21 protein-coding genes and 3 tRNA genes are annotated in these 22,940 nt (G+C 62.9%); 9 read left to right on the top strand and 15 right to left on the bottom strand.

Going from position 1 to position 22,940, the window contains the following annotated elements:
• Nucleotides 1-91 precede the first annotated feature (91 nt).
• The 3 genes from pepN to D769_RS22400 all read left to right on the top strand — a co-directional run bounded on the left by pepN (nucleotide 92) and on the right by D769_RS22400 (nucleotide 4,294).
• Nucleotides 92-2,785 carry an aminopeptidase N gene (gene pepN, locus D769_RS22410; RefSeq protein WP_008649750.1) on the top strand — a complete coding sequence of 898 codons (2,694 nt, stop codon included), beginning with the start codon at nucleotides 92-94 and terminating at the stop codon, nucleotides 2,783-2,785.
• 66 nt (nucleotides 2,786-2,851) lie between these two features.
• Nucleotides 2,852-3,868 (top strand): class 1 fructose-bisphosphatase, encoded by a 1,017-nt coding sequence (locus D769_RS22405; RefSeq protein WP_008649749.1) that lies wholly within the window; start codon nucleotides 2,852-2,854, stop codon nucleotides 3,866-3,868.
• 350 nt (nucleotides 3,869-4,218) lie between these two features.
• Nucleotides 4,219-4,294: transfer RNA gene (locus D769_RS22400), tRNA-Thr, on the top strand.
• Between the two features lie 262 nt (nucleotides 4,295-4,556).
• Here D769_RS22400 and D769_RS22395 read toward each other — a convergent pair.
• The 4 genes from D769_RS22395 to D769_RS22380 form a co-directional block, all read right to left on the bottom strand.
• Nucleotides 4,557-4,943, bottom strand: coding sequence for a hypothetical protein (locus D769_RS22395; protein WP_008649748.1), 387 nt, complete (start codon nucleotides 4,941-4,943; stop codon nucleotides 4,557-4,559).
• Nucleotides 4,940-5,284: a hypothetical protein gene (locus D769_RS22390; RefSeq protein WP_234706944.1), complete on the bottom strand. Its 345-nt coding sequence runs from the start codon at nucleotides 5,282-5,284 to the stop codon at nucleotides 4,940-4,942. The genes D769_RS22395 and D769_RS22390 overlap by 4 nt, the downstream gene beginning before the upstream one ends.
• A gap of 160 nt (nucleotides 5,285-5,444) precedes the next feature.
• Nucleotides 5,445-5,858 (bottom strand): response regulator transcription factor, encoded by a 414-nt coding sequence (locus D769_RS22385; RefSeq protein WP_008649746.1) that lies wholly within the window; start codon nucleotides 5,856-5,858, stop codon nucleotides 5,445-5,447.
• A 238-nt stretch (nucleotides 5,859-6,096) separates the two neighbouring features.
• The gene (locus tag D769_RS22380) at nucleotides 6,097-7,722 is read right to left on the bottom strand and encodes a FapA family protein (RefSeq protein WP_008649745.1); all 1,626 of its coding nucleotides are present in this window, start codon (nucleotides 7,720-7,722) and stop codon (nucleotides 6,097-6,099) included.
• A gap of 216 nt (nucleotides 7,723-7,938) precedes the next feature.
• Between D769_RS22380 and D769_RS22375 the strand changes: the two genes are divergently transcribed.
• Nucleotides 7,939-8,769 carry an SAM-dependent methyltransferase gene (locus tag D769_RS22375; RefSeq protein ID WP_008649744.1) on the top strand — a complete coding sequence of 277 codons (831 nt, stop codon included), beginning with the start codon at nucleotides 7,939-7,941 and terminating at the stop codon, nucleotides 8,767-8,769.
• A 48-nt stretch (nucleotides 8,770-8,817) separates the two neighbouring features.
• On the opposite strand, the gene D769_RS22370 is transcribed toward D769_RS22375, so the two are convergent.
• The 3 genes from D769_RS22370 to D769_RS22360 are packed head-to-tail and all read right to left on the bottom strand — an operon-like array spanning nucleotide 8,818 to nucleotide 11,430.
• The gene (locus D769_RS22370) at nucleotides 8,818-9,411 is read right to left on the bottom strand and encodes a DUF1415 domain-containing protein (protein WP_008649743.1); all 594 of its coding nucleotides are present in this window, start codon (nucleotides 9,409-9,411) and stop codon (nucleotides 8,818-8,820) included.
• Nucleotides 9,408-11,027 (bottom strand): NAD(P)/FAD-dependent oxidoreductase, encoded by a 1,620-nt coding sequence (locus D769_RS22365; RefSeq protein ID WP_008649742.1) that lies wholly within the window; start codon nucleotides 11,025-11,027, stop codon nucleotides 9,408-9,410. Before D769_RS22365 ends, D769_RS22370 begins: the two co-directional genes overlap by 4 nt.
• Nucleotides 11,011-11,430 carry a hypothetical protein gene (locus D769_RS22360; protein WP_008649741.1) on the bottom strand — a complete coding sequence of 140 codons (420 nt, stop codon included), beginning with the start codon at nucleotides 11,428-11,430 and terminating at the stop codon, nucleotides 11,011-11,013. The genes D769_RS22365 and D769_RS22360 overlap by 17 nt, the downstream gene beginning before the upstream one ends.
• Before the next feature lie 178 nt (nucleotides 11,431-11,608).
• On the opposite strand from D769_RS22360, the gene D769_RS22355 reads away from it, so the two are divergent.
• A complete protein-coding gene (locus tag D769_RS22355; protein ID WP_008649740.1) occupies nucleotides 11,609-13,072 on the top strand; it encodes a PLP-dependent aminotransferase family protein in 1,464 nt (487 codons plus the stop codon).
• 114 nt (nucleotides 13,073-13,186) lie between these two features.
• Nucleotides 13,187-14,665, top strand: a complete 1,479-nt coding sequence (locus D769_RS22350) for a GGDEF domain-containing protein (protein ID WP_008649739.1) — start codon at nucleotides 13,187-13,189, stop codon at nucleotides 14,663-14,665.
• 59 nt (nucleotides 14,666-14,724) lie between these two features.
• Here D769_RS22350 and lpxO read toward each other — a convergent pair whose 3' ends face one another.
• The 3 genes from lpxO to D769_RS22335 all read right to left on the bottom strand — a co-directional run bounded on the left by lpxO (nucleotide 14,725) and on the right by D769_RS22335 (nucleotide 17,498).
• Complete coding sequence (gene lpxO, locus D769_RS22345; protein WP_008649738.1) at nucleotides 14,725-15,627, bottom strand: lipid A hydroxylase LpxO; 903 nt, start codon at nucleotides 15,625-15,627, stop codon at nucleotides 14,725-14,727.
• 120 nt (nucleotides 15,628-15,747) lie between these two features.
• Nucleotides 15,748-16,059 (bottom strand): hypothetical protein, encoded by a 312-nt coding sequence (locus D769_RS22340; RefSeq protein WP_008649737.1) that lies wholly within the window; start codon nucleotides 16,057-16,059, stop codon nucleotides 15,748-15,750.
• A gap of 26 nt (nucleotides 16,060-16,085) precedes the next feature.
• Nucleotides 16,086-17,498, bottom strand: a complete 1,413-nt coding sequence (locus D769_RS22335; RefSeq protein WP_008649736.1) for a DUF2252 domain-containing protein — start codon at nucleotides 17,496-17,498, stop codon at nucleotides 16,086-16,088.
• A 244-nt stretch (nucleotides 17,499-17,742) separates the two neighbouring features.
• Here D769_RS22335 and D769_RS22330 point away from each other — a divergent pair, with 244 nt between their 5' ends.
• Entirely contained in the window at nucleotides 17,743-18,033 is a 291-nt protein-coding gene (locus D769_RS22330; RefSeq protein ID WP_008649735.1) for a hypothetical protein, read from the top strand.
• A gap of 50 nt (nucleotides 18,034-18,083) precedes the next feature.
• The gene (locus tag D769_RS22325) at nucleotides 18,084-18,344 is read left to right on the top strand and encodes a hypothetical protein (RefSeq protein WP_008649733.1); all 261 of its coding nucleotides are present in this window, start codon (nucleotides 18,084-18,086) and stop codon (nucleotides 18,342-18,344) included.
• A 178-nt stretch (nucleotides 18,345-18,522) separates the two neighbouring features.
• Here D769_RS22325 and D769_RS22320 read toward each other — a convergent pair.
• The 4 genes from D769_RS22320 to D769_RS22305 all read right to left on the bottom strand — a co-directional run bounded on the left by D769_RS22320 (nucleotide 18,523) and on the right by D769_RS22305 (nucleotide 19,650).
• Nucleotides 18,523-18,599 (bottom strand) — tRNA-Met (locus D769_RS22320).
• Nucleotides 18,600-18,706: 107 nt separating this feature from the next.
• Nucleotides 18,707-18,946 carry a hypothetical protein gene (locus D769_RS22315; protein WP_008649731.1) on the bottom strand — a complete coding sequence of 80 codons (240 nt, stop codon included), beginning with the start codon at nucleotides 18,944-18,946 and terminating at the stop codon, nucleotides 18,707-18,709.
• A 163-nt stretch (nucleotides 18,947-19,109) separates the two neighbouring features.
• A complete protein-coding gene (locus D769_RS22310; protein ID WP_008649729.1) occupies nucleotides 19,110-19,376 on the bottom strand; it encodes a hypothetical protein in 267 nt (88 codons plus the stop codon).
• A 197-nt stretch (nucleotides 19,377-19,573) separates the two neighbouring features.
• Nucleotides 19,574-19,650: transfer RNA gene (locus D769_RS22305), tRNA-Arg, on the bottom strand.
• Nucleotides 19,651-19,774: 124 nt separating this feature from the next.
• Here D769_RS22305 and greB point away from each other — a divergent pair.
• Complete coding sequence (gene greB / locus D769_RS22300) at nucleotides 19,775-20,335, top strand: transcription elongation factor GreB (RefSeq protein WP_008649726.1); 561 nt, start codon at nucleotides 19,775-19,777, stop codon at nucleotides 20,333-20,335.
• Here greB and D769_RS22295 read toward each other — a convergent pair.
• Nucleotides 20,332-22,752: a bifunctional (p)ppGpp synthetase/guanosine-3',5'-bis(diphosphate) 3'-pyrophosphohydrolase gene (locus D769_RS22295; RefSeq protein ID WP_008649723.1), complete on the bottom strand. Its 2,421-nt coding sequence runs from the start codon at nucleotides 22,750-22,752 to the stop codon at nucleotides 20,332-20,334. The two genes, greB and D769_RS22295, sit on opposite strands and share 4 nt — an antisense overlap.
• Nucleotides 22,753-22,940 lie beyond the last annotated feature (188 nt).

The following is a 22,940-nucleotide window of genomic DNA, read 5'->3' as shown; positions in this document are numbered from 1 at the left end:
CGAACCCCTTGGCTACAATGAGGGCTTCGAGGGCCGTCGCGATCTTCAGCACGCCGCCCGCCCCCCGGTCACTCCGAAGACAGGATTCCCCATGCTGCGCACCGATACGCCCGTCACCGTCTATCGCAAGGACTATACTCCGCCCGCTTTCGCCATCGACCACGTGGATCTCGTGCTCGACCTCGATCCGCAGCGTACCGTCGTCACCAGCACGCTGAAGATCCAGCGCACTGGCGCGGCCGACGCGCCGCTGATTCTGGCCGGCGAGGAGCTGGAACTGGTTGGCGTGCGCCTCGATGGCCAGCCGTTCTCCGGCGTCAGGCAGGACGGCGACTCGCTGACCCTGACTGGCCTGCCGGGAGCTGGCACGCTGGAAATCACCACGGCCTGCAATCCCGCCGCCAATACCACGCTGTCCGGCCTGTACGTCTCCAACGGCAACTTCTTCACCCAGTGCGAAGCCGAGGGCTTTCGCCGCATCACGTATTTCCTGGATCGCCCGGATGTGATGACGACCTACCGCGTTACGCTGCGCGCCGATCGCGCCGCAAGCCCGGTACTGCTTTCGAACGGCAACCTGCTCTCGCAACGCGATCTGCCGGATGGCAAACACGAAGCCGTCTGGGAAGACCCGTTCCGCAAACCGTCATACCTGTTTGCCCTCGTGGCCGGCAAGCTCGAGCGTATCGAGCAGACCATCGTATCGGCATCGGGCAAGCAGAAGCTGCTGCAAGTCTGGGTGGAACCGCAGGACCTGGACAAGACGCGTCACGCGATGGACTCGCTGGTTCACGCGATCCGCTGGGACGAGCAGCGCTTCGGCCTGGAACTTGACCTCGACCGTTTCATGATCGTCGCCGTGGGCGACTTCAACATGGGGGCGATGGAAAACAAGGGCCTGAACATCTTCAACACCAAGTATGTGCTGGCCAACGCCCAGACCGCGACGGATGTCGACTTCGCCAATATCGAATCGGTGGTGGCGCACGAATACTTCCACAACTGGACCGGCAACCGCGTGACCTGCCGTGACTGGTTCCAGTTGTCGCTCAAGGAAGGCCTGACCGTGTTCCGCGACCAGGAATTCTCGGCCGACATGATGGGCTCGGAATCGGGCCGCGCGGTCAAGCGCATCGAGGATGTGCGCGTGCTGCGCCAGGTGCAGTTTCCCGAGGATGCGGGTCCGATGGCCCACCCGGTGCGCCCGGACAGCTACGAGGAAATCAACAACTTCTACACGGTCACGGTCTACGAGAAAGGCGCCGAAGTCGTGCGGATGTACCAGACCCTGCTTGGCCGTGACGGCTTCCGCAAGGGCATGGACCTGTACTTCCAGCGTCATGACGGCCAGGCGGTGACATGCGACGACTTCCGCGCGGCGATGGCTGACGCGAACGGCCGCGACCTGAAGCAGTTCGGCCTCTGGTACAGCCAGGCTGGCACGCCCGTGGTCACGGTCAAGACCGCATGGGACGGCGCCTCCGGCACGCTGACGCTGACGTTGTCGCAGCGCTGCCCGAAGGTTGGCATCGAAACGCGCGCTGGCATGCCGGACAAGCAGCCGTTCCACATCCCGTTCGCGCTCGGCCTGATCGACGCAGAAGGCAACGACCTGCCGCTGCAACGCGAAGGGGAGCCCAAGGCAGGCGCGAGCACACGCGTGCTCGATTTCACGCAAGCCGAGCAGACCTTCCGCTTCATCAACCTGCCTCGCGGTGGCAAGGCGCCATTGCCCTCGCTGCTGCGTAATTTCTCGGCACCAGTCGTTGTCGATTACGAATATAGCGATGCGGAACTGACCTTCCTGCTCTCGCACGACACCGACGCATTCAACCGCTGGGAAGCCGGCCAACGCCTGGCCACGCGCGCGCTGCTGCATCTGGTGGCCGACGTCCAGGCCAATCGTGAACTGAAGCTCGACCCGGCGCTGGTGTCGGCGTTCCGTAGCGTGCTGACCGATGGTGCGCTGAATCCCGCCTTCCGCGAACAGGCACTGATGCTCCCCGCGGAGGCCTATCTGGCAGAACGCATGGGCGTGGCCGACCCGACGGCGATTCACCGCGCACGCCTGTTCCTGCGCGAAGGCCTGGCCCGCACGCTCAAGGCCGAATGGCTGGCCGCATACGAGGCCAACGCGACACCGGGCGAGTACAGCCCCGATGCCGACTCGATGGCCCGCCGCGCGCTGCGCAATCTCGCGCTCGGCTATCTGGCCGACAGTGGAGACGCCGACATGCAGGCACTTGCGGACCGCCACTACCAGCAGAGCGACAACATGACAGACCGCTTCGCCGCGCTGTCTGCGCTGGTCAACAGCTTCGCGCCGGGCCGCGAACACGCGCTGACTGATTTTTACGAGCGCTTCGAAGACGACGCGCTGGTCATCGACAAGTGGTTCTCGCTGCAGGGAATGCAGCGCGGCGAAGTTGGCCCGCACGCGGGCAAGCGCACGATTGATACCGTGCGCGCGCTGATGCAGCATCCGGCCTTCAATCTGCGCAACCCGAACCGTGCCCGTTCGCTGATCTTCAGCTTCTGCTCGGGCAACCCGGCGCAGTTCCACGCCGAGGACGGCTCGGGCTACGCATTCTGGGCCGACCAGGTACTGGCGCTAGATGCGATCAACCCGCAGGTGGCCGCGCGCCTGGCACGCGTCATGGACCGCTGGCAGAAGTACGAGATGCCCCTGCGCGAACGGATGCGAGCGGCGCTGGAACGCGTGGCCGCCTCGTCGACGCTGTCGCGCGATGTGCGCGAGATCGTCAGCAAGGCCCTGTCGGCCTGACCTGGAAAGTGGCATGTCCGCAGCGGCACACATGTAGAATTGCGGCCATCCAAGGAGAACCCCACCATGACACGCATCAGCCTCACCCGCTATCTGGTCGAGGAGCAGCGCAAGCACAACACGATCGAGCCGGAACTCCGGCTGCTGATCGAAGTGGTCGCGCGCGCCTGCAAGGCCATTTCCAACGCCGTCAGCAAGGGCGCCCTCGCGGGTGTGCTCGGCTCGGCCGGCACCGGCAACGTTCAGGGCGAAACGCAGCAGAAGCTCGATGTGATCGCCAATGAGGTGCTGCTCGACGCCAATGAATGGGGTGGCCATCTGGCTGCCATGGCGTCCGAGGAAATGGACTCGTTCTACGAGATCCCGAACCGCTACCCGAAGGGCGAATACCTGCTGCTGTTCGATCCGCTCGACGGCTCGTCGAACATCGACGTGAACGTGTCGATCGGCACGATCTTCTCGGTTCTGCACATGCACAAGCCCGGTCAGACCGTGACCGAGCATGACTTCATGCAACCGGGCACCCAGCAGGTGGCGGCCGGCTATGCCGTGTACGGCCCGCAGACCACGCTGGTGCTGACCGTCGGCAATGGCGTGCACATGTTCACGCTGGACCGCGAGGCAGGCAGCTTCGTGCTGACCCAGTCGGACGTAATGATCCCGGAAGACACCAAGGAATTCGCGATCAACATGTCCAACATGCGCCACTGGGCTCCGCCCGTGCGCCGCTACATCGACGAATGCCTGGCCGGCGACGAAGGTCCGCGCGGCAAGAACTTCAACATGCGCTGGATCGCGTCGATGGTGGCCGACGTGCACCGCATCCTGACGCGCGGTGGCGTCTTCATGTATCCGTGGGACAAGCGCGAGCCCGAGAAACCGGGCAAGCTGCGCCTGATGTACGAAGCCAATCCGATGGCGTTCCTGGTCGAGCAGGCAGGCGGCGCGGCCACCAATGGCCAGCAGCGCATTCTGGACGTGGAGCCGACCAAGCTCCACCAGCGCGTATCGGTCATCCTCGGTTCGAAGAATGAAGTCGAACGCGTCACGCGGTATCACCAGGAAGACGCCGCCAAGGCGTAACGGGTAGATCTGGTTTCGACAAGCACAGGGCGCCTCGGCGCCCTGTCTGCTTTCCTGAAGCCAACAGCCTCACGGCGATCCGTAAAAAAGCGGCAGGCTTTGCCCGTTTTTTCGCCCGCGGCGTGAGCGCCACTCGTGCGATGATTGCCATCTGTCGCCCACCGCCGTGGCTGGCAACTCCCAGCGAACAGGGACTGCCACAGCGGAACTTTGAAAAAAGTCGCATCGGGGGCTTCACAAAATAAAAAGTCGCTGATAATATTGCGGGCTCTATCCGATTCGATCGATTCGCAAGCAACAGCGCAAATCGAGATCAAGCGGTAGAACAGGTTTCGCAAGTTTAAGGTTTCGCCGGTGTAGCTCAGTTGGTAGAGCAGCGCATTCGTAATGCGAAGGTCGTAGGTTCGACTCCTATCTCCGGCACCACTTGAAAGTAGAAAGGGCAACCCTCACGGGTTGCCCTTTTTGCTTTGCAGTCGACAGATAACTTGGGCACGACGACGCCCATATAATCCGCAGCTGCCACATCGCCATCCCTCTTTTTCTCCCCCGACCTGCGCTGGGCTACGCCAGCCTGGCTGGCACGACCTGCGTGCATCTGCCTCATGCCGTCCGCTGGCCGCCACATTCCTCGGGCGCGGCAACTGTCGTGCCGGCACCATGCTTGAGTCGGCATCGGAGTCTCCCGCTACGTGCACCGCTCGACAATGGCCGTGCTGTTGGCAAGCGCCTCCATCATCTTGCCGCGTTCGACCACCGCGTCGACGTAATAGTCGGCCTCGACTCGCAGCAGCCTGTTGCGATTCAGCATTCTTGCCAGTGCAATCGATTGCCAATAGGCGAAGTGAGACCGTTTTACCCCCGGCTGGTAGAGCTGGTTGACGAGTGTTTCGTGCCGTCCTGTCCGGCGCGAACCCGCGCTACCCGGAACGGGCAGCGCGGTATGCCAGGCGTAGGCCGCGTGATAGGCCGCGTAGTAGCTACGGCTGATCGACGAGCGGTAGGCCACCTCCCCCATCGCCGCCCCGGCAATGTCGGCGGCGAAATGGAGCATCTCCCGCGCATCGACACTCATGCCTGAAACACAACGTCGAGTTGGGCCGAAGGCAACAGGCCTCGCGCAAGCTGGACGGCGGTCAACGCCTCGTTGAGCGCGAACATATCAACGCCACGACCCACGCGCACGACGAGCAGCACCGCATCGTCACCGCCGTCAAAACCTGCATAGACACGCGAGACCTCACAGTCCGCGAGCGACATGCCACGGCGATGCAGCAGTTCGTCGGCCGCCTCCAGATGCGCCGCTTCGGGATCGTCTGGCAGACCGCCGTCGCCGCTCAACGACACGACAGGCGCCATTGCCTGCATCGGACCAAGCTCCACCTCGCATCTCGTGGTCCGATCGTCCAGAGTCATTTCCATCATCATTCCCTCCCTGCCAGTGACCATCCAACATTGGATGACGGAAATTCTAGGCGTGGGGAACGGTGAAAAACCGAGGGACCTGCAAAATGCGATTCGTCTCATCCCAACGGCCGCGCACTGGCTGCCCAAAGACAGTCCGAAAGCGTGCCGACTATCGATGCGATCGGAACATGGAGTCATCCATCGGAGCATCGACCGCAACATCGGGGTCTCCCAGCATACGCACGAGCACCGTTTCCATCCGCTCGATCGACGCCGACTTCGGCAGATGCTCCTGTACACCGCACGCGCGCAGCGACGACGGCACATGCATCCACATGTTGTCCGACAGCAGCAGGATGCGCGCATTGGGCAGCGCCTGGTGCAAGCGCCGCAGCAGATACCAGTTGTCGAAGGCGTCCACTGTCATGCCGTAGATGACCAGCACGTCTTCCAGGCTATGCGCGAACAGCAGGATCCCCTCGGGATCGATACTCTCCACCGGGCCGATGCCTGGCATACGTTCAAGCAGGCGTTGCATACCCAGCCTGGTCAGTGGATGGCTCTCAATCACGATCGCGCCCATGGTGTGCTCCTGTGCTCCGCTGTTTGTCTGCGGAGACACATGGCGCAAACGTCGTGCCAGCGGTGGCGCGCACCGGACGACGGCGCGGCGTGGCGGCGATGCGTTACCGGAGGCGGGATGGCGGGCGATCGCGCCAGAGTGGCCTGGGGCGGCGACGTTACGACTCGCGTAACGTGTCACGTTCCCCGTAACGTGCTGCATCCGTTTGGAAGCAGGAACGGAAGGTGCGCCACCCGCGTCAGTTCACGGCGATGCGGTCGTCCACCACGCGTATCTGGCCGCCTGGCTTGTCTTCCATGACCTTGAGCACCTTGTGGCCGACCTGCAGCGTCACGCCGCCGTGGATATGCCGGCCCACCGCGATCTGCGCCTGCTCGGACGGCTTCATCTGCTCGGCCAGGTGGGCGATCTCCGCGTCGAGCTCGAACAGGTCGCGATTGATCCTGTACATCGTGGCACGCGCCTTCTCGCGGATGTCCCCCGTGGCGCGTTCGGGGTGCTTGGCAAAGAACGCCACGAGTTGCTGGAGTTTGCACTGTTCCTCGACGATCTTGCCGCGCCGGACTTCCAGTTCCGCCTTCTGCTCGTCGGCAAGCGGGTTGAGTCCGACCTGCACGGTAGTGGCGGTACCCGCCGGCGCGCCCAGGGTCCCAGTGCTGACACTCTGCATCGCCCGCGTACGCCCGCCGCTGATGCTGCCTGGCGCGCTCGGCACGCCAACCACCACCCGTTCGCCCGCGGAGACGTCGCTCTGCCGGATCCCGCTCTCCACGATCACCTCGGCCACTGCCTCGACAATCGCATTCTGGATGAAACGCGCATGAACGGAGCCCTTGCTGCGCACGCTGGCAATCTCACTCGGGGCGCCACCGCTCGCGGTTTCTGCCTTGCCGATGATGCCGCCCTTGACGATCACATCGCCGCCGGCCTGCACACTGGCGGCTTCGATCGTCCCCTGCACAACCACATCACCGGTGACACGTACCGACATGCCGGTGCGGATATCGCCCGACACGCGGAGCGACCCATCGAAATTGACGTTGCCGGAATGCAGGTCGACGGCATCGACGTCGACCACCGGGCTGACGATCACACCATGTGGCAGCACCCGGGGCGAGCCTGCGATCACGGCGATCAGCAGCAGTGGATCATTCGGATCGCTTGCCACGCCGGTCAGATCGGACGCGTAGGGCGTATCCACCACAGGGTCGGCCGGAATCGTCTTGCCAAGCACATCCATGCCGTCCTTGCCCGATCTGGCCGGCGTGCGGCGCATTAGCGCGGTACCCGGGTTGACGAGCAGGAGACTACCGAGATCGCGCAGGTCGACACGCTCGTCCTCGTTCTCCGCCAGGACAGGCCTGCGGGGCTGGACGAGGCTCTCGAAGCGCGCTGTCTCACCCTGCACGGGCGCCACGCCGCGCGCGATCTCGCGACCCTCGCAGCTACCGGCCTCCAGTGCAACGCCGATTGCCGCGCTGTCGAGCAAGGCCACCACCCCCATCGAAGCCGCGGCGGCGGCGATCTCTTCGGCCGTGATTGGCCGGCCGCCTTCCGAGGCCACCAGCGTCAGCAACAGCCGCAGCTTGTCGGCCGTGATCTCAAGTTCGAATTCGCCATCCAGGACGCTGCCGATCACTGCGTCAATCTCGCGATCGGTCAGTTGGCATTGCGTCAGGAAGCCCGTCACGGCGGCGGCGTCCAGCCGCGCGCCCTGCCAGCCGTGCTCGGCCAGGCAAGCTTCCAGCGAAGCGTCCAGGCTGGCGCGATCGGGCGGCAAGTGGCCCACGTCCGGTGTAAAGCAAGCCCTGACCTGGCTCCCAGGCTGGCTGAGTTCCAGGCGCAACCCCGCGTCGGCTGTCATGTGTCCCCGCCTCTATGCTGCATGTCGCAACAGCCGGCCTGGGCCCATCGCCCGGGGACTTTCCGCAAAGACCCACCGAATCCGTCGCCAACTGTGCTTGTCGTCGATCCATGTTCAACGGCGCCGGCGGTGTGAACTTGAGCCCACAAAAGTAGGGGGGGCGCAATTTCGGTAAACTAGCGCCCTCCGATGTCCCCGCCCCAAGGCACCACCCCGATGTCCAGCACCTACGAAGTCCGTCCCGGCCAGTCAATCGAACTGCTCAAGGAACTCCACATCCTGACGCGTGACGGCAAGATGAATCAGGACAGCCGCCGCAAGCTCAAGCAGGTCTATCACCTGTACCAGTTCATCGAGCCACTGCTGCGCGAGGTAAAGGACGAAAAAGGCACGGTCTCGCTGGTGGACCACGGCGCGGGCAAGTCGTATCTCGGGTTCATCCTCTTCGATCTCTTCTTCAAGGACCTGAAGGACAGCTCACACATCTACGGCATCGAGACCCGCGAGGAACTGGTGACCAGCTCGCAGGCGCTGGCCAGCCGCCTGGGCTTCGGTGGGATGTCGTTCCTGAACCTCTCCGTGGCCGATTCGATCACGTCGCCCGCATTGCCGCAGACCATCGACGTCGTGACGGCCCTGCACGCGTGCAATACGGCCACTGACGATGCGATCCACTTCGCGCTGGCCAAGCAGGCGCGGCACATCGTGCTGGTGCCCTGCTGCCAGGCCGAGGTCGCGAGCGTGCTGCGCAAGCACAAAGGCAAGTTGCTGGCCGGCAATCCGCTGACGGAAATCTGGCGCCACCCACTGCACACGCGAGAGTTCGGCAGCCAGGTCACCAACGTGCTGCGCTGCCTGCAGCTTGAAGCGCACGGCTATCAGGTCAGCGTGACGGAGCTGGTGGGCTGGGAACACTCGATGAAGAACGAACTGATCATCGCCCAGTACAAGGATTTGCCGCGCCGCCGTCCGGCGGAGCGCTTGCACAATGTACTGGAATCGCTCGGCCTGGAAGAACTGAACGAGCGATTCTTCACCGCGCCCTGATCCGGGCTGCGGTCGGAGGACGCATCGGAGATCGCGTCAGCAATCGAGTCAGAGATCGCTCTTGCCAGCCATCCATTCGAGCCAGCCTGCGTGGCCGAGCCGGCGCATCGTTTCCATATTGCGCTCGTAGATATCCTCCGCCTCCGGGACCGCTTCGGCGGCACGCGCGATGCTGTCTTCACGCAGCAAGTGCAGGATCGGATACGGTGCGCGATTCGTGTAGTTCTCGATGTCGTCGGGCTCGGTGCCCTCGAACTGGTAGCGCGGATGGAAACTCGCAATCTGCAACGTACCCTCGAGCTTCAGGCTACGCAGCAGGCGATCGGCGAAATACAGGAAGTCGTTGTAGGCCAGGAAGTCGCCCAGCGCGTGCGGCACAATCAGCAGAATCGTGTCGATCTTCTCCGGATCGGACGTCTCCAGCAGGCGTAACTCGCGCTCGAGATCGTCCAGCACGTCCTCGTCGCGCGTCGCGTCGCTGATCACGTAGCGGACCTGATCCTTGACATACACGCTCTTGGCAAACGGGCACAGGTTCAGGCCAATCACAGCGCGCGCCAACCAGTGGCGCACGTCCGCGATGATGCCATCGTTGTCGGCGGGATTGGCCAGCCTTGCCTGATCGGTCGTGTTCACGCTCATGCGTTCGCGATGCTCAAGGCCACGGCCTCGGCGACTTCGATGCCGTCGATCGCCGCCGAGTAGATTCCCCCGGCATAACCGGCACCTTCGCCAGCGGGATAGAGCCCCTTCACGTTGATGCTCTGATAGTTCTCGCGATCACGGCGAATCCGCAGCGGAGAAGACGTGCGCGTCTCCACGCCGGTCAGCACCGCATCGTGCATCGCAAACCCTGCGATCTTCTTGTCGATCTCGGGCAGCGCCTCGCGGATCGCGTCGATGACATAGTCTGGCAGCGCCGTGCTCAGGTCGGTCGGGGTCACACCCGGCTTGTACGACGGCTCCACCGAGCCGAGCGCCGTCGAGGCACGCCCTGCGATGAAATCGCCAACCAGTTGCCCCGGGGCGCGATAGTCGCTGCCGCCCAGCGCAAACGCGCGCTCTTCCCACTTGCGCTGGAATGCGATCCCGGCCAGCGGGCCACCCGGGAAGTCCTCCTCGGGTGTGATCCCCACGACGATACCGGCATTGGCATTGCGCTCGGCGCGATAGTACTGGCTCATCCCGTTGGTCACGAGCCGGCCCGGCTCGGACGCGGCGGCCACCACGGTGCCGCCCGGGCACATGCAGAAGCTGTAGACCGCGCGGCCATTGCTGGCGTGGTGAACCACCTTGTAGTCGGCGGCGCCCAGCAGCTTGTTACCGGCGAACTTGCCGAAGCGGCTGCGGTTGATCAAGCCTTGCGGATGCTCGATGCGGAAGCCCAGCGAGAACGGCTTGGCCTCCATGAAGACGCCTCGGTCATGCAGCATCTCGAACGTGTCGCGCGCGCTGTGGCCCACAGCCAGGATCACGTGGTCACAAGGCAGATAGTCGCCAGTGGACAGCTTCAGCCCGCGCACCTGGCCGTTGTCAATATCGACATCGTCCACGCGCGTCTCGAAGCGGATCTCGGCGCCCAGCGACAGCATCTCCGCGCGCATCTTCTCGACCATGCTCACCAGCCGGAACGTGCCGATGTGCGGCCGCGCCTTGTACAGGATGTCCTCCGGCGCGCCCGCGCGCACGAACTCGTCGAGCACCTTGCGGCCGTAGTGCTTCGGATCCTTGATCTGGCTGTAGAGCTTGCCGTCGGAGAACGTGCCCGCGCCGCCTTCGCCGAACTGCACGTTCGACTCGGGGTTCAGCACGCTCTTGCGCCAGAGTCCGAACGTGTCCTTGGTTCGCTCGCGTACTTCCTTGCCGCGCTCGAGAATGATCGGGCGGAAGCCCATCTGCGCCAGGATCAGGCCGGCAAGCAGGCCACATGGGCCCAGGCCGATCACCACTGGTCGCGACTTCGGCCCGCCCTCGGGTGCGCGGGCAACGAAGTGGTAGGCCATGTCCGGCGTCACGCTCCAGTTCGGTTTGCGAGCCATCCGCTTCAGGGCGCCCGCCTCGTCCTTGACCTCGATATCGATGATGTAGGTCAGCTTGATATCGTCGCGCTTGCGCGCGTCATGCGCGCGGCGAAAGACGGTAAAACCGATGAGCCCGTCGCCCTTGACGCCGATCTGCGCGAGATGGGCGCGCACGGCGGCGTCCAGGTCGCTTTCGGTATGGTCGAGCGGGAGTTTGACTTCACTGAGACGTAGCATGGGGTACCGATGGTTCTGTGGCCTTGGTGTCTGGTGGCCGGGAGTTGCCCAGCAGGAAGCCAGAACGGCCGAAGCGGGATTTTATCAGCCGCCACCATCCTGGGCGCGGCGCCGGCACCATGATTTGGCAGCGCGCGGCCCCCTGCGCGGCCAGGCAAGTCCAACCTGTGACTTGGATCACAAGCACGTCCCCGGCATACAGCGTGTGCACGGCCTGGCTGATATCGCTGGCCAGCCAGCGTGGCGCGGTGGTCACGACAATGCCCCCGCCCTCGACATGCACGATCGTGCCGGCTGACAGGTGCTCGAAAAAGCACTGGCCGGCAGCGAGCCGGATAGTGCGGGAAACGGGTCCGGGAAGTTCGGTCGATTCGGTAGATTCGGCGGGCTTGATGAATGACATGGCGTGGCTCCTGGGTCGCAAAATCATGCAAACAAGGCTACCGAGCCGCCCGCCTTGCCAACAGGCACAAGCCATCGCGAGCGCAAGCAGAACAGATGTCAAACTTGCGCCCTGTTACGATACAGAGACACCGCATCTGTATCTGTTCCACTTCGCCCCATCGCGCGAAGATGCCCCCATGACCGCCAACCTCGCCCCCGCCGCATCGCCTCAGTCCTCCGCCCCGCTCTACCAGCAGGTGGCGGGCCATTATCGGCAGGCGATTTCGGTGGGCACGCTGGCGCCGGGTGACCGGATGCCGTCCGTGCGTTCGCTGATGGGGCTGCACGACGTGAGCTTGTCCACGGCGCTCCAGGCCTGCCGCGAGCTTGAGGCGGCCGGCCTGCTCGAAGCGCGGCCGCGCTCGGGCTATTTCGTGCGTGCTCCCGCGCGGCCCTCGCTGGCCCCGATCGAAGAACCGGCCACCGGATTGCCGGACCCCGCGCAGTACGTCGGCATCCACCAGCGCATCTCCGCAATCCTGGCGCGCGGCCAGCATTACCGGATCAACTTCGGCGGTGCCTGCGGGGCGCCGGAGCTGTATCCGGCCGCCGCGTTGCGCTATGCCGCCACGCGGGCACTGCGGCGATACCCGATGCTCTTTGGCAGTTCGGTCGACTTCGACGGCCACCCCGCGTTTCGCGCGGCATTGGCCAGGCACGCGTTGCGCGCGCGGATCAACGTCGCGCCCGAGGACATCGTGGTCACACACGGCTGCACCGAAGCCCTGACGCTGGCCCTGCGGGCCGTGGCCAACCCCGGCGATGTCATCGCCGTGGAATCGCCGACGTACTACGGCCTGCTGCAGATTCTCGAAAGCCTGGGAATGCGCGCGCTCGAGATTCCTTGCAGCCCGCAGACCGGCATGTCGCTCGAGGCGCTGGATCTGGCTGCCCAGACCTACGACAACATCAAGGCCGTCTGCGTGGTGCCGAACCTGCAGAATCCACTCGGCTGCGTCATGCCGGACACACACAAACAGCGCCTAGTGAACTGGTGCGCCACACGCGGCCTCACGCTGATCGAAGACGACTGCTGCTCGGCCACCTTCGACGACGAGGTGCCGCTGACGGCCGCCAAGGCATGGGACACAACGGGCTCCGTGATCTACTGCGGGTCACTCCACAAGATCCTGGCACCCGGCATGCGACTCGGCTGGATCACGGCGGGCAAGTGGCAGGCGCGCGTGGAGATGCTCAAGTTCGGCCTGTCGCGCCCGAACGAGATGCTGACGCAGATCGCCGTGGCCGAGTTCATGGGCACGGGGGCATTCGAGCGTCACCTGCGTCGCCTGCGCACCCAGTTGCGAACCCAGCGCGAATGGATGGCCCAGAGGATCGCAGCCACCTTCCCGTCGGGTACCCGCCTGACGCTGCCGCGCGGCGGACTGCATCTTTGGGTGGAAATGCCCCAGTCGATCTCGTCGGAAGCGGTCTTCGAACAGGCGCTGGCCGAGGGCATCCGGGTGATGCCAGGCGCCATGTTCTCGAACTCGAATCGATTCAATCACTACCTGCGGCTGAACTGCGGCATTCCCAGATCTCCGGAAATCGAGCGCGCGCTCGATACCGTGGCGGGCGTGGTTCGGCGCATGGCCGCCTGAACGTGGCGCCGATGCCGACGCCGGCATCGTTCTTGCGAGATTTCTTCCCCGATTCGGGCACGCTCGCCTATCCTATTGCGCGATACGCCGAACACAAAAAATGGGGAGAAAAAATTGGCGCAAGGACCCGCCGCTTCGCGGCTCGACGATGACTATCGAACGCTGTTCCAGCTAGCGCCCGTTTCGCTGTGGCTGGAGGATTTCAGCGCGGTGCGGCAGGCCTTCACGCAGTTGCGGGCCGATGGCGTCACCAATCTGCGCCGCCACCTGCGCGACAACCCCTCGGAAGTGGCACGGTGCTCTTCTCTGATTCGCGTGCTCGACGTCAACCGCCGGACGCTGGACCTCTTCCGCGCCGCCGATCTGGATACGCTGGTTGCCAACCTCCACACCGTGTTTCGCGACGACATGTTCGATCAACACGTCGAGGAACTCGGACAACTGTGGGACGGCGACAATCGTTTCTCGAGCCAGACCGTCAACTACACGCTGGACGGCGAGCGACTCGACATCCGCCTGGAGGCCCGCGTCATGCCCGGGCACGAGGACGACTGGTCGAGTGTGCTGCTGTCGATCGAGGACATCACGGCCCGCGTGCGCAACGAACGTGACCTGCGCCGGGCCCAGCAGTACGCCGTGGGCCTGTTCGAGCATTCACCGGTATCGCTCTGGGTGGAAGACTTCAGCGTGGTCAAGATGCTGCTCGACGAAGTCCGCGCGGCAGGGATCACGGATTTCCGCACGTTCCTGAACGTGCACCCCGATTTCGTCTCGCGCTGCATGCAGGAGATCCGCGTGCTCGACGTCAACCAGCAGACGCTGGCGATGTTCGGCGCACCCAGCAAGGAAATCCTGCTGTCGCGACTCGGCGACGTGTTTCGCGACGACATGCGCATCCACTTTGCCGAGCAACTGGTCGACCTCTGGCATGAAAAGCTCTGGCAACAGCGCGAAGTCATCAACTACGCGCTGGACGGCCGCCCGGTGGACGTGTTCATGCAGTGGTCGGTGTTTCCGGGGCGAGAGGCTGACTGGGACCAGGTGCTGGTGTCGCTGACCGACATCACGGCACGCAAGAAGGCCGAAGCCTACGTCGAGTTCCTCGGCAAGCACGACGTGCTGACCAAACTCTACAACCGCGCGTACTACGAGGATGAACTGGCGCGGCTGGGCCGCAAGGGGCCGTGGCCGGTCAGCGTGATCGCGGTGGACCTGAATGGACTGAAGGCCGTGAACGATCAGTTCGGCCACGGGGACGGCGACGGCCTGCTACGCCGTACTGGAGAAGTGCTGAAGAAAGCCGTGGGCGAACAGGCTTGCATCGCGCGCACCGGTGGCGACGAGTTCATGGTGCTGCTTCCCGGGCGCGACGAGCGGGGTGCTGCGACGGTGGTGGAGCAGATCGAAGAGGTGGTCGTCCTCAACAACCAGTTCTATCCCGGCGCGCGGCTGTCATTCTCGATCGGGTCGGCCACCTGCATGCAGGGCGACCGCCTGACCGATGCCGTGAAAACTGCGGACAGACGGATGTACGACGCCAAGCGCGCCTACTACGAGGCGCTGGGCAACGAACGCGCGACGCAGAACGACTGAGTACGAAAAAAGCCGGCTAAGCCGGCTTTTTCATTTTCGTTTGCAGCGACGCACGTCACTCAGATAAACACGATCAACGCGACGCCACCGATGATCAGGCCAAACTTGGTCACGTAGTACAGGTTCTTGTTCCAGGCCTTGAAGCGGCGACGGTACTGACCGCCGAGCCAGACAAAGCGGAACAGCTTGTTGATCATGCCGGTCTGGTCGTTTTCGTCGTTCGGCGAACTCGCGGCGGTCATCACCTTGCGACCCAACCAATGGTTGACCGCAGCAGCCCAGCGGTAGCGCATCGGCCGCTCGATATCGCAGAACAGGATCAGGCGATCGGTCTCACTCTTGTTCTCGGCCCAGTGCAGGTACGTTTCATCGAACACCACACCCTGCCCGTCACGCCAGCTATGCCGCTCGCCATCTACCTCGATGAAGCAGCGATCGTCATTCGGCGTGGCCAGGCCCAGGTGATAGCGCAGCGATCCGGCGAATGGATCACGGTGCGGATTGAGCTTGCCGCCGGGCGGCAGCTCGGCAAACATCGCGGCCTTGACCGATGGCATATCGCGCAGCAGTGCGACCGTGTTGGGGCACAGCGCTTCCGCCGACGGGTGCTGGGCTTCGTACCACTTCAGGTAGAAGCGCTTCCAGCCGTACTTGAAGAACGAATTGAATCCGGCGTCATCGTTCTTGTCGGCTGCCTTGATCTTGCGCATCGCGATCAGCGCCAGGCCTTCGTCACGAATCTGCGGCCAGGCCGAACGGATTTTCTCCAGATCGGGAAACCGCTCGACCGGAATGTACGGCGTGCGCGGCACTCCGGAGAAGATGTACATGAAGCAGTTAAAAGGCGCGACCAGCGCTGAATGATCCAGCAACTGCCGCATAAAAGGCAGACGTACCTTGCCGCGGAAGTGCACATACAGGATGGCACCCAGATAGGCCGCGACGATAATCCACTTGATCACCCGAAATCCTCCAGGACAGACGCCGCCCGAGTGCCGGGCGGGAAACGCGCTATTTTAGCGAATCGGCGATCCCGGTGCACTCGTGTGATTCAGGCAACTCTTTTATCTTCCCACAGGCTCTCAGGACTTGCCTCGCGACTGGCGGGAGATCCTGTCGATCAGCACACGCGCGTCATCCGACTTGCCCTGCAGGGTAAGCAGCCTGGCATTGAGCACGATGTTCTCGAGCACGAGCTTGGCGGTGGACGCCCAAAGCGTGGCCAGCAGCGCCTCATGCGACATACCGGAAGTCTCGAGTTCGGTGGAACGCTCGGCGATCAGTTTGCAGGCCATCGCCCGCAGGGCTTCATCGTCGAACGGCAGGTTTGCATAGTCGATGGGATCGGCCTTCTCCACCTCCACCATCAGTTGCAGCAGCATCTGTTCGGTCATCGGCAACCTCCTCTGACAAGCGATCGTCACACGCGGAAATCTGCAGCCATGTCGACATCTGTACGTGCTTCAAGGCGCCCGGAACGACAGGCCTTCACGAACAGATCGTAATCCCGTTCCACCTGGTCGGCGTAAGCGTTCGAATAGGCGATCAGGGACTCAGCCATGCGGTCGCTGGCGCCGAGATACCCGCTGATCTCGGCGGCGTGTCCACTGGCCTTGGCATGGGCGCGCGCCAGCACCCAGCCGCACACCTGGCCGTAGGTCGCCAGCAGATCGGCGTCCATGAGTTCGATATCGACCGAGAACTTCATGTCGCGCAACTGGCGGATGTAGAAATGGCGCCCGAACGGCCCCTTCGACCAACCGAGAAACAGGTCACTGGCCGCCTGCATCAGACGCTGCCCGTCCACGACGCGACGGCCTTCATGCGACACCGCCGCCGACTTGAAGTAGCGCGCGACCACCGACTTGGTAGCCTCCTTGACCTGCAGGAACAACGGCTTGCCGTGGCCATCGATCAGCAACAGGATCAGGCAGCGCGTGCCGACGCTGCCAACGCCGACCACTTTGAAAGCCATGTCCTGCAGCTTGAAATGGTCGAGCAGCCGGCGCCGGTCGGCCGCAAGCGTCGACTTGTAGTCGCTGAAGGATTGGTCGATCAGCTTGGACGGATCGTCGATGCTGAGCCAGTCATCGTCGGTCTCGAACAGCGTTTGCGCGCCATGGACATGGAACACCGCAGGCGGCGCATCGAGAATGCGCCAGCGGTCCCCATCGTGCTCGGTAAGCTTTGGCAACAGCGATTCATGGGTTCGCGCCGCGGCCCTCTCCATCGCGCGCCGGATGCGCTTCTGCACTTCCGGGTTGACCGCGGATTCGAGCAGGCGCTCGAAGGTAATGCGATCGTACCAGGTATCGAGAATGGCCATCTCCGCATACTCGGCCATACGGTCACGGTAGCTGTTGGCGACCTGGTAGACCATGTTGTCGGCGGCAGTGGCGCCGTGGCGAAGATGGCGTGCGGCAACGACAAAACTTGCGGCCAGGCGCTTCAGGTCCCACTCCCATGGTCCCGGGCTGGTTTCGTCGAAATCATTGACGTCGAACAGTAGCGCGCGCTCGGGTGTGGCAAAGCCGCCAAAATTCATCAGGTGGCAGTCGCCGCAGATCTGCATCGTGAGCGATGAGTTCGGCGTTCCGGCCAGATCGTGCGCCTGGATGATCGCGCTGCCGCGATAGAACGTGAAAGGCGAAGCGATCATTCGCCCGTAACGCAGGGGGATGAGGCGTGAGACGCGACCAGCGCTGCTCTCTTCCAGCAACGAAATCGGATCGCGGTCGACGTTGCCAATCACTGCATGATCACGGCGCTGCACTTTCTGCCGCAGGGCCTTGCCGCGCGCGCGGCGTTCTTCGACTTCTGCCACGTTTTCCACACATCCTCCATGTCTGGGCGTTACGACATTTCTGATTTGTGCAGCATATGCAACCACGCTAAGCGAACGCCGACGGCTTGTCAATTTGGCGCCCCACACTGGGTACAGCCTCCATGAAAGTGCCTTAGCGTCACATTCCCTTGATCGCCCACAGAAAATCAGACGGGCCCCTACAAATCTGTCACAACTATCCGTGTAAGCTGTGGTCTGAGTTTCGCATTGCCAACGAGAACATCAGAATTTCATGACCAAAAGTTTTCTTGCTGCCATGCGTCAATACGTGTGGTTCAAAGGGGTCAAGCATCATGTGGTCCAAGGCGTCGAAGCGCTGTCGGACCTGCTTAAGTCCCCTTCCGCCGCGGCCCGCGCGGTCGCTGCGATCGTTGCCGAAACCGAACAAGGTGTGCAGGTATGGGTCTCCTACTTCGGCAAGCCCATGGACCCGCACACCAACTATGTTCTGTGGCCGAACCGCGCGCTGAAACCCGTGCGCCGACGCGCCACGATACCGGAGCGTCTGCTGCGCGACCGGTAACTCGTTGACCGGCGCCGAGGCGTTTCTCAATCGCTCGACAAGGAGTTGCCATGCCTGAACCGAAGCATGACGAAGCGCTGGTCAACAACTACCTCGAGCGCATCTCGGCGCTGTCCGTCAGTGCGTTTGATGGGGCGGATGTGGGTCAGGAACTCACGCAGCTCATGCATGAGGCAAAACGACATTGCTCCGGCGGCAACCTCGAAGTGCTGACGTCGCGATTGAGAGATCGCATTGACGCTGCTGATCGCGAGGATCAGCCTCAAGTACGCGACACCTTCGCCATGGCTGCTTCGCTGATTCAGGGCTAGGCTGCTAGCTCCCTTCCGACACACGAGCACGACACAAGCTTCTACGCAGCACATGCGAACACGGCGCACGAAAAAGTGCCGCGCTTACGCGCACTCAACTTCAATTCGTATAACTGGGAAACGTTGGCCGGACGGCCGATGAACAACTTGAGGACTTAGACCCAAGACATAAAGGTCTTGGTTGCGGGGGCAGGATTTGAACCTGCGACCTTCGGGTTATGAGCCCGACGAGCTGCCAGACTGCTCCACCCCGCGTCTGAAGAAGGAGATTATGACGCAATTGCACGAGCATCGCAAGCCTTTCCTGCACCAATCCGAAGAATGACCGCGCGAACGGCACCAGCATCGCCTCCCCGATGCACCTATGCGGCGCGGCTCGCACGCGATGCGGCCTCGAACTCGTTGATCGTGGCATCGACATAGCGATTCACGTTATCCAGCGCTTCCAGCCTGGTATCAAACGGCTGGCGCGGGAACGGGTTGTGCAATGCCATCAACACCTCGCCATCCTCACGGCGAATGATTTCGATCATGATGGCCCACTTGCCCCTCGGCAAGGCAACTACCTCGTAGATGATCTTGAATCCATCGTACTCGGGCATGGTGAACTCCCTTCTCTGCTGCTGACGCGCACGTACTGGCGCGCCTCACATTCAGGCTAGGAGTCATCCCCGGAAGCAAAAATGATCGCGATCAAACGATGCCGGATTCGGCTTGATATGCGTCATTGCGTGTATCGCAATGGCTGGCCCGCTACTGCCGGACTCAGCGCATCGGCCCAATCAACTTGTCGATCAGGGCATATGCCGCACTGAATGCGGCAACCTCCGCCGCATGGCGCGTGACGAAGGATGGAGCACATGACAGGAGTTCGGTATCGCCGGCATCTGAAGGATCCATCCCCTCCTGACCTACGCGGACCTCATAGCCCCAGCAGCGCCTTCCCGCAGCATCCGCGCCTTCCGTCACCAGCACATACGCATCCATGCCGCGATAACCTTCCACTCGCCACTCTTCTGCTTGCTGCTGCATATGCTGCCTCCCTCGACGGTCCTGACGATATGAAACTGGAGCCGGTCCGCCGCGATGCGTTCCGATTCGAAGATCCACCACTGGAGAAAGGATAGGCGCGAGAGCCTGGGAAGTACGGGAGGAGAAGATGAAGATTGCGCCGAATGCGCAAATGAAAAAAGGGCTTCCATTTCTGGAAGCCCTTTTCTCGTATAGGTTGGCGCGGCTGGCAGGATTCGAACCCACGACCCCTTGGTTCGTAGCCAAGTACTCTATCCAACTGAGCTACAGCCGCAACCGAGAAAAGAGATTATATAGAAGTTTTCAGTTTTGTGAACCCCCTTCGTGCATTTTTTTCATGTGAAGGGTTCGGCAGTCGCAACTTCCTATAATGAGAACCCGATGAAGTGATCCGGACCATGAACAAGGCTTTTGTCAAAGAGTCGTCGAACGATGACGACGAAGATCTTCCCGAAGGCGCGACCCCGCTGCCCGCCGGCACCAAGAACTACATCACCGCCGCAGGCTACAAGCGCTTGCGCGACGAATTGATGCACCTGATCGACGTGGAGCGTCCGGACATCGTGCAGATCGTGTCGTGGGCCGCCTCGAACGGCGACCGCTCCGAGAATGGCGACTATCTCTACGGCAAGAAGCGCCTGCGCGAAATCGACCGCCGCATTCGCTTCCTCACCCGTCGCCTGGACAAGGCCGAAGTCGTCGATCCTTCGATGCAGGGCGACAACGATCAGATCTTCTTCGGCGCCACGGTCACCTATGCCAATCAGTCAGGCGAGGAAACGACGATCACGATCGTAGGCATGGACGAGGTCGATCTCGACAGCAATCACGTAAGCTGGATTTCGCCGATCGCCAAGGCGCTGATCAAGGCGCGCGAGGGCGACACGGTGCCGCTTCGCACACCGGCCGGCATCGAACAGATCGATATTCTGGAAGTCCGCTACCCGCAGAAGTCTTAGCCGTCGTTGCGGTCGCGGAAGATTCGGATCACATCAGGGTTGCGTCGCAGCGCCCGCATGACGTTGGCCAGGTGCAGGCGGTTCTGTACCTGGATCACGAACTGCATGTAGGTAGCCTCCTGATGGCCGCCCTGCTGCGGTTCCATCGCCACGTGCGCGACGTTGGCATCTGCGGAGGTCAGGTCCGCAGCCACGCGGGCCACGATACCCTTGACGTTGCGGACCATGATCTTGATCGACACGTCGAAGGCGCGCGTCGTCTTCTTGGCCCACATCACCTCGATCCAGTGCTCCGGGTCCTTGCTGTGCAGCCGCTTGGCCACCTTGCAATCCTGCACGTGGATCTGCAGCCCTTCACCCTTGCCGAGGTAGCCGACGATCGAATCGCCGGGGATCGGACGGCAGCAGGCCGAGAAGATCATCGACATGCCTTCGTCGCCGGTAATCGGCACGGCCGGCGCGTCTTCGCCCGCGAACGTCTGGACGGCTGCCAGCAACGCGCTGTCGACATCTCCCGACAGTTCCTGCAGCAGGATTTCCATCCGGCGCGCGACCACTGCGGGCACACGGCGTCCCAGCGCGAGGTCGGCGAAGATGTCTTCCTTGAGCTTATTGCCTGTCCACTGGATCATGCGATCCCAGACCGACTGCGGCACCGCCTTGAGTTCGATGCCGAGCTGGCGCGCTGATTGTTCCAGCAGGCGCTCGCCGAGCTGGATCGCTTCGTCGAGCTTGGTGGTCTTCAGGTAGTGGCGAATCGCCGCGCGCGCCTTGCCCGTGCGCACGAACGCCAGCCATGACGGATTCGGCTTTGAGTACGGCGCCGTCACGACCTCGACGATGTCGCCACTCTTGAGCTCCGTGCGCAACGGCAGAAGCTCGTTGTTGATCTTGACCGCCACACACTGGTTGCCCAGATCGCTGTGGACTGCGTAGGCAAAGTCGAGTGCCGTCGCGCCGCGAGGCAGCGCGCGAATATGCCCCTTCGGCGTGAACACATACACGGCGTCCGGGAACAGATCGATCTTGACGTGTTCGAGGAATTCCTGCGAATCGCCGGTCTGGCTCTGGATATCGAGCAGCGACTGCAGCCACTGGTGCGCCTGCTGCTGGATATCGTTGGCATGGTCCGCCTGGTGCTTGTACATCCAGTGCGCAGCCACGCCGGCCTCGGCGATCTGGTGCATCCCACGGGTGCGGATCTGGAACTCCACCGGCGTACCGAACGGGCCTACCAGCGTCGTGTGCAGCGACTGGTATCCGTTGATCTTCGGAATGGCGATGTAGTCCTTGAACTTGCCCGGCATCGGCTTGTAAAGGCCGTGCAGCGCGCCCATCGCCATGTAGCAGTGCATCTGCGTTTCCACGACCACGCGGAAACCGTAGACATCAAGTACCTGCGAAAACGACAACTGCTTGTCGTGCATCTTGCGATAGATGCTGTAGAGCGTCTTCTCGCGGCCCGACAGTTCCGCCACGATACCGGCCCCGGCCAGCGCGGACTGGGCGGCTTCCAGAATCCGCTTGACCACTTCGCGCCGGTTGCCGCGCGCGGCCTTCACGGCTTTCTCGAGCGTGGCGTATCGGAATGGCGAGCCGACCTTGAACGACAGTTCCTGCAGCTCGCGATAGATCGTATTGAGACCCAGCCGATGCGCGATCGGCGCGTAGATCTCCATGGTCTCCAGCGCAATCCGTCGCCGCTTCTCGGGCGGCACGAAATCGAGCGTGCGCATGTTGTGCGTACGATCGGCCAGCTTGACCAGAATCACCCGCACGTCGCGCGCCATCGCCAGCAGCATCTTGCGGAAGCTCTCCGCCTGCGCCTGCTCCCGGCTCTGGAATTCGAGCTTGTCCAGCTTGGTCAGACCATCTACGAGTTCGGAGACCTTCGGACCGAATTTCTCGGCCAGTTCGCTCTTCGTGATGCCCTGGTCCTCCATCACGTCGTGCAGCAGCGCCGCCATGATGGATTGCACATCAAGCTTCCAGTCGGCGCAAAGCTCGGCCACCGCCACGGGGTGCGTGATGTACGGTTCCCCGCTTTGCCGATACTGGCCCAGGTGGGCCTCGTCGGAAAACTGGAATGCCTCGCGCACCAGGGCCTGATCGGCAGGCTTCAGGTACACGAGCTTCTCCATCAGCCTCGTGATCGAGATGACCTGTTGGCGCGGCGGCACCGCCGGCTGCGAGGTCGGCCCGAAAAAGTGCCGATAAGATTGCGCCAGCACGGCGTCGATGAACAGATCGCCACCAGGAGCCGCGGGCACCGTGCCCGCCACAGGCTCGGCATTGAGCTCGTTGGTCAACGCGGCGCGTGACTTGCCCTGCTGAATCGGGGGTACGACGGAACGCTCGCCGACGACGTTGTCGCCGAGCGGATCGGGAAGATTGGGAGCACCGGTACGGGCAGTCACAGTGGATTGTCCTGGACGCTTACGTCCGGTCGGTCCGGCTTGCGATGGTGTGGACGCCAGTGCGGAGGAAGCCGGCAGCGGCGCTCCGGAAGCCACTGTCATGGCGGAGGCGGACTGCCCGCTGGTCGCCGGCCGGCCATGCGGAGCCCGCGACGCCGGTTCGGCGGGGGGGGGGACGGCAGGGGCGG

Origin of the sequence: Cupriavidus sp. HMR-1 (genome assembly GCF_000319775.1) — a bacterium.
Lineage (GTDB): Bacteria > Pseudomonadota > Gammaproteobacteria > Burkholderiales > Burkholderiaceae > Cupriavidus > Cupriavidus metallidurans.
The sequence above is the reverse complement of the archived record's forward strand: the minus strand, read 5'-3'. Positions and strand labels throughout refer to the sequence as shown.

What these genes read in the sequence shown, in the direction of transcription:
- D769_RS22360 (WP_008649741.1), bottom strand. Translation starts at nt 11,430, where the DNA reads ATGTCATTCATCAAGCCCGCCGAATCTACCGAATCGACCGAACTTCCC.
- D769_RS22340 (WP_008649737.1), bottom strand. Translation starts at nt 16,059, where the DNA reads ATGACCGAACAGATGCTGCTGCAACTGATGGTGGAGGTGGAGAAGGCC.
- D769_RS22330 (WP_008649735.1), top strand. Translation starts at nt 17,743, where the DNA reads ATGACCAAAAGTTTTCTTGCTGCCATGCGTCAATACGTGTGGTTCAAA.
- D769_RS22405 (WP_008649749.1), top strand. Translation starts at nt 2,852, where the DNA reads ATGACACGCATCAGCCTCACCCGCTATCTGGTCGAGGAGCAGCGCAAG.
- D769_RS22395 (WP_008649748.1), bottom strand. Translation starts at nt 4,943, where the DNA reads ATGAGTGTCGATGCGCGGGAGATGCTCCATTTCGCCGCCGACATTGCC.
- D769_RS22390 (WP_234706944.1), bottom strand. Translation starts at nt 5,284, where the DNA reads ATGACTCTGGACGATCGGACCACGAGATGCGAGGTGGAGCTTGGTCCG.
- D769_RS22385 (WP_008649746.1), bottom strand. Translation starts at nt 5,858, where the DNA reads ATGGGCGCGATCGTGATTGAGAGCCATCCACTGACCAGGCTGGGTATG.
- D769_RS22315 (WP_008649731.1), bottom strand. Translation starts at nt 18,946, where the DNA reads ATGCCCGAGTACGATGGATTCAAGATCATCTACGAGGTAGTTGCCTTG.
- D769_RS22325 (WP_008649733.1), top strand. Translation starts at nt 18,084, where the DNA reads ATGCCTGAACCGAAGCATGACGAAGCGCTGGTCAACAACTACCTCGAG.
- D769_RS22370 (WP_008649743.1), bottom strand. Translation starts at nt 9,411, where the DNA reads ATGAGCGTGAACACGACCGATCAGGCAAGGCTGGCCAATCCCGCCGAC.
- D769_RS22375 (WP_008649744.1), top strand. Translation starts at nt 7,939, where the DNA reads ATGTCCAGCACCTACGAAGTCCGTCCCGGCCAGTCAATCGAACTGCTC.
- pepN (WP_008649750.1), top strand. Translation starts at nt 92, where the DNA reads ATGCTGCGCACCGATACGCCCGTCACCGTCTATCGCAAGGACTATACT.
- D769_RS22365 (WP_008649742.1), bottom strand. Translation starts at nt 11,027, where the DNA reads ATGCTACGTCTCAGTGAAGTCAAACTCCCGCTCGACCATACCGAAAGC.
- D769_RS22380 (WP_008649745.1), bottom strand. Translation starts at nt 7,722, where the DNA reads ATGACAGCCGACGCGGGGTTGCGCCTGGAACTCAGCCAGCCTGGGAGC.
- greB (WP_008649726.1), top strand. Translation starts at nt 19,775, where the DNA reads ATGAACAAGGCTTTTGTCAAAGAGTCGTCGAACGATGACGACGAAGAT.
- D769_RS22310 (WP_008649729.1), bottom strand. Translation starts at nt 19,376, where the DNA reads ATGCAGCAGCAAGCAGAAGAGTGGCGAGTGGAAGGTTATCGCGGCATG.
- D769_RS22355 (WP_008649740.1), top strand. Translation starts at nt 11,609, where the DNA reads ATGACCGCCAACCTCGCCCCCGCCGCATCGCCTCAGTCCTCCGCCCCG.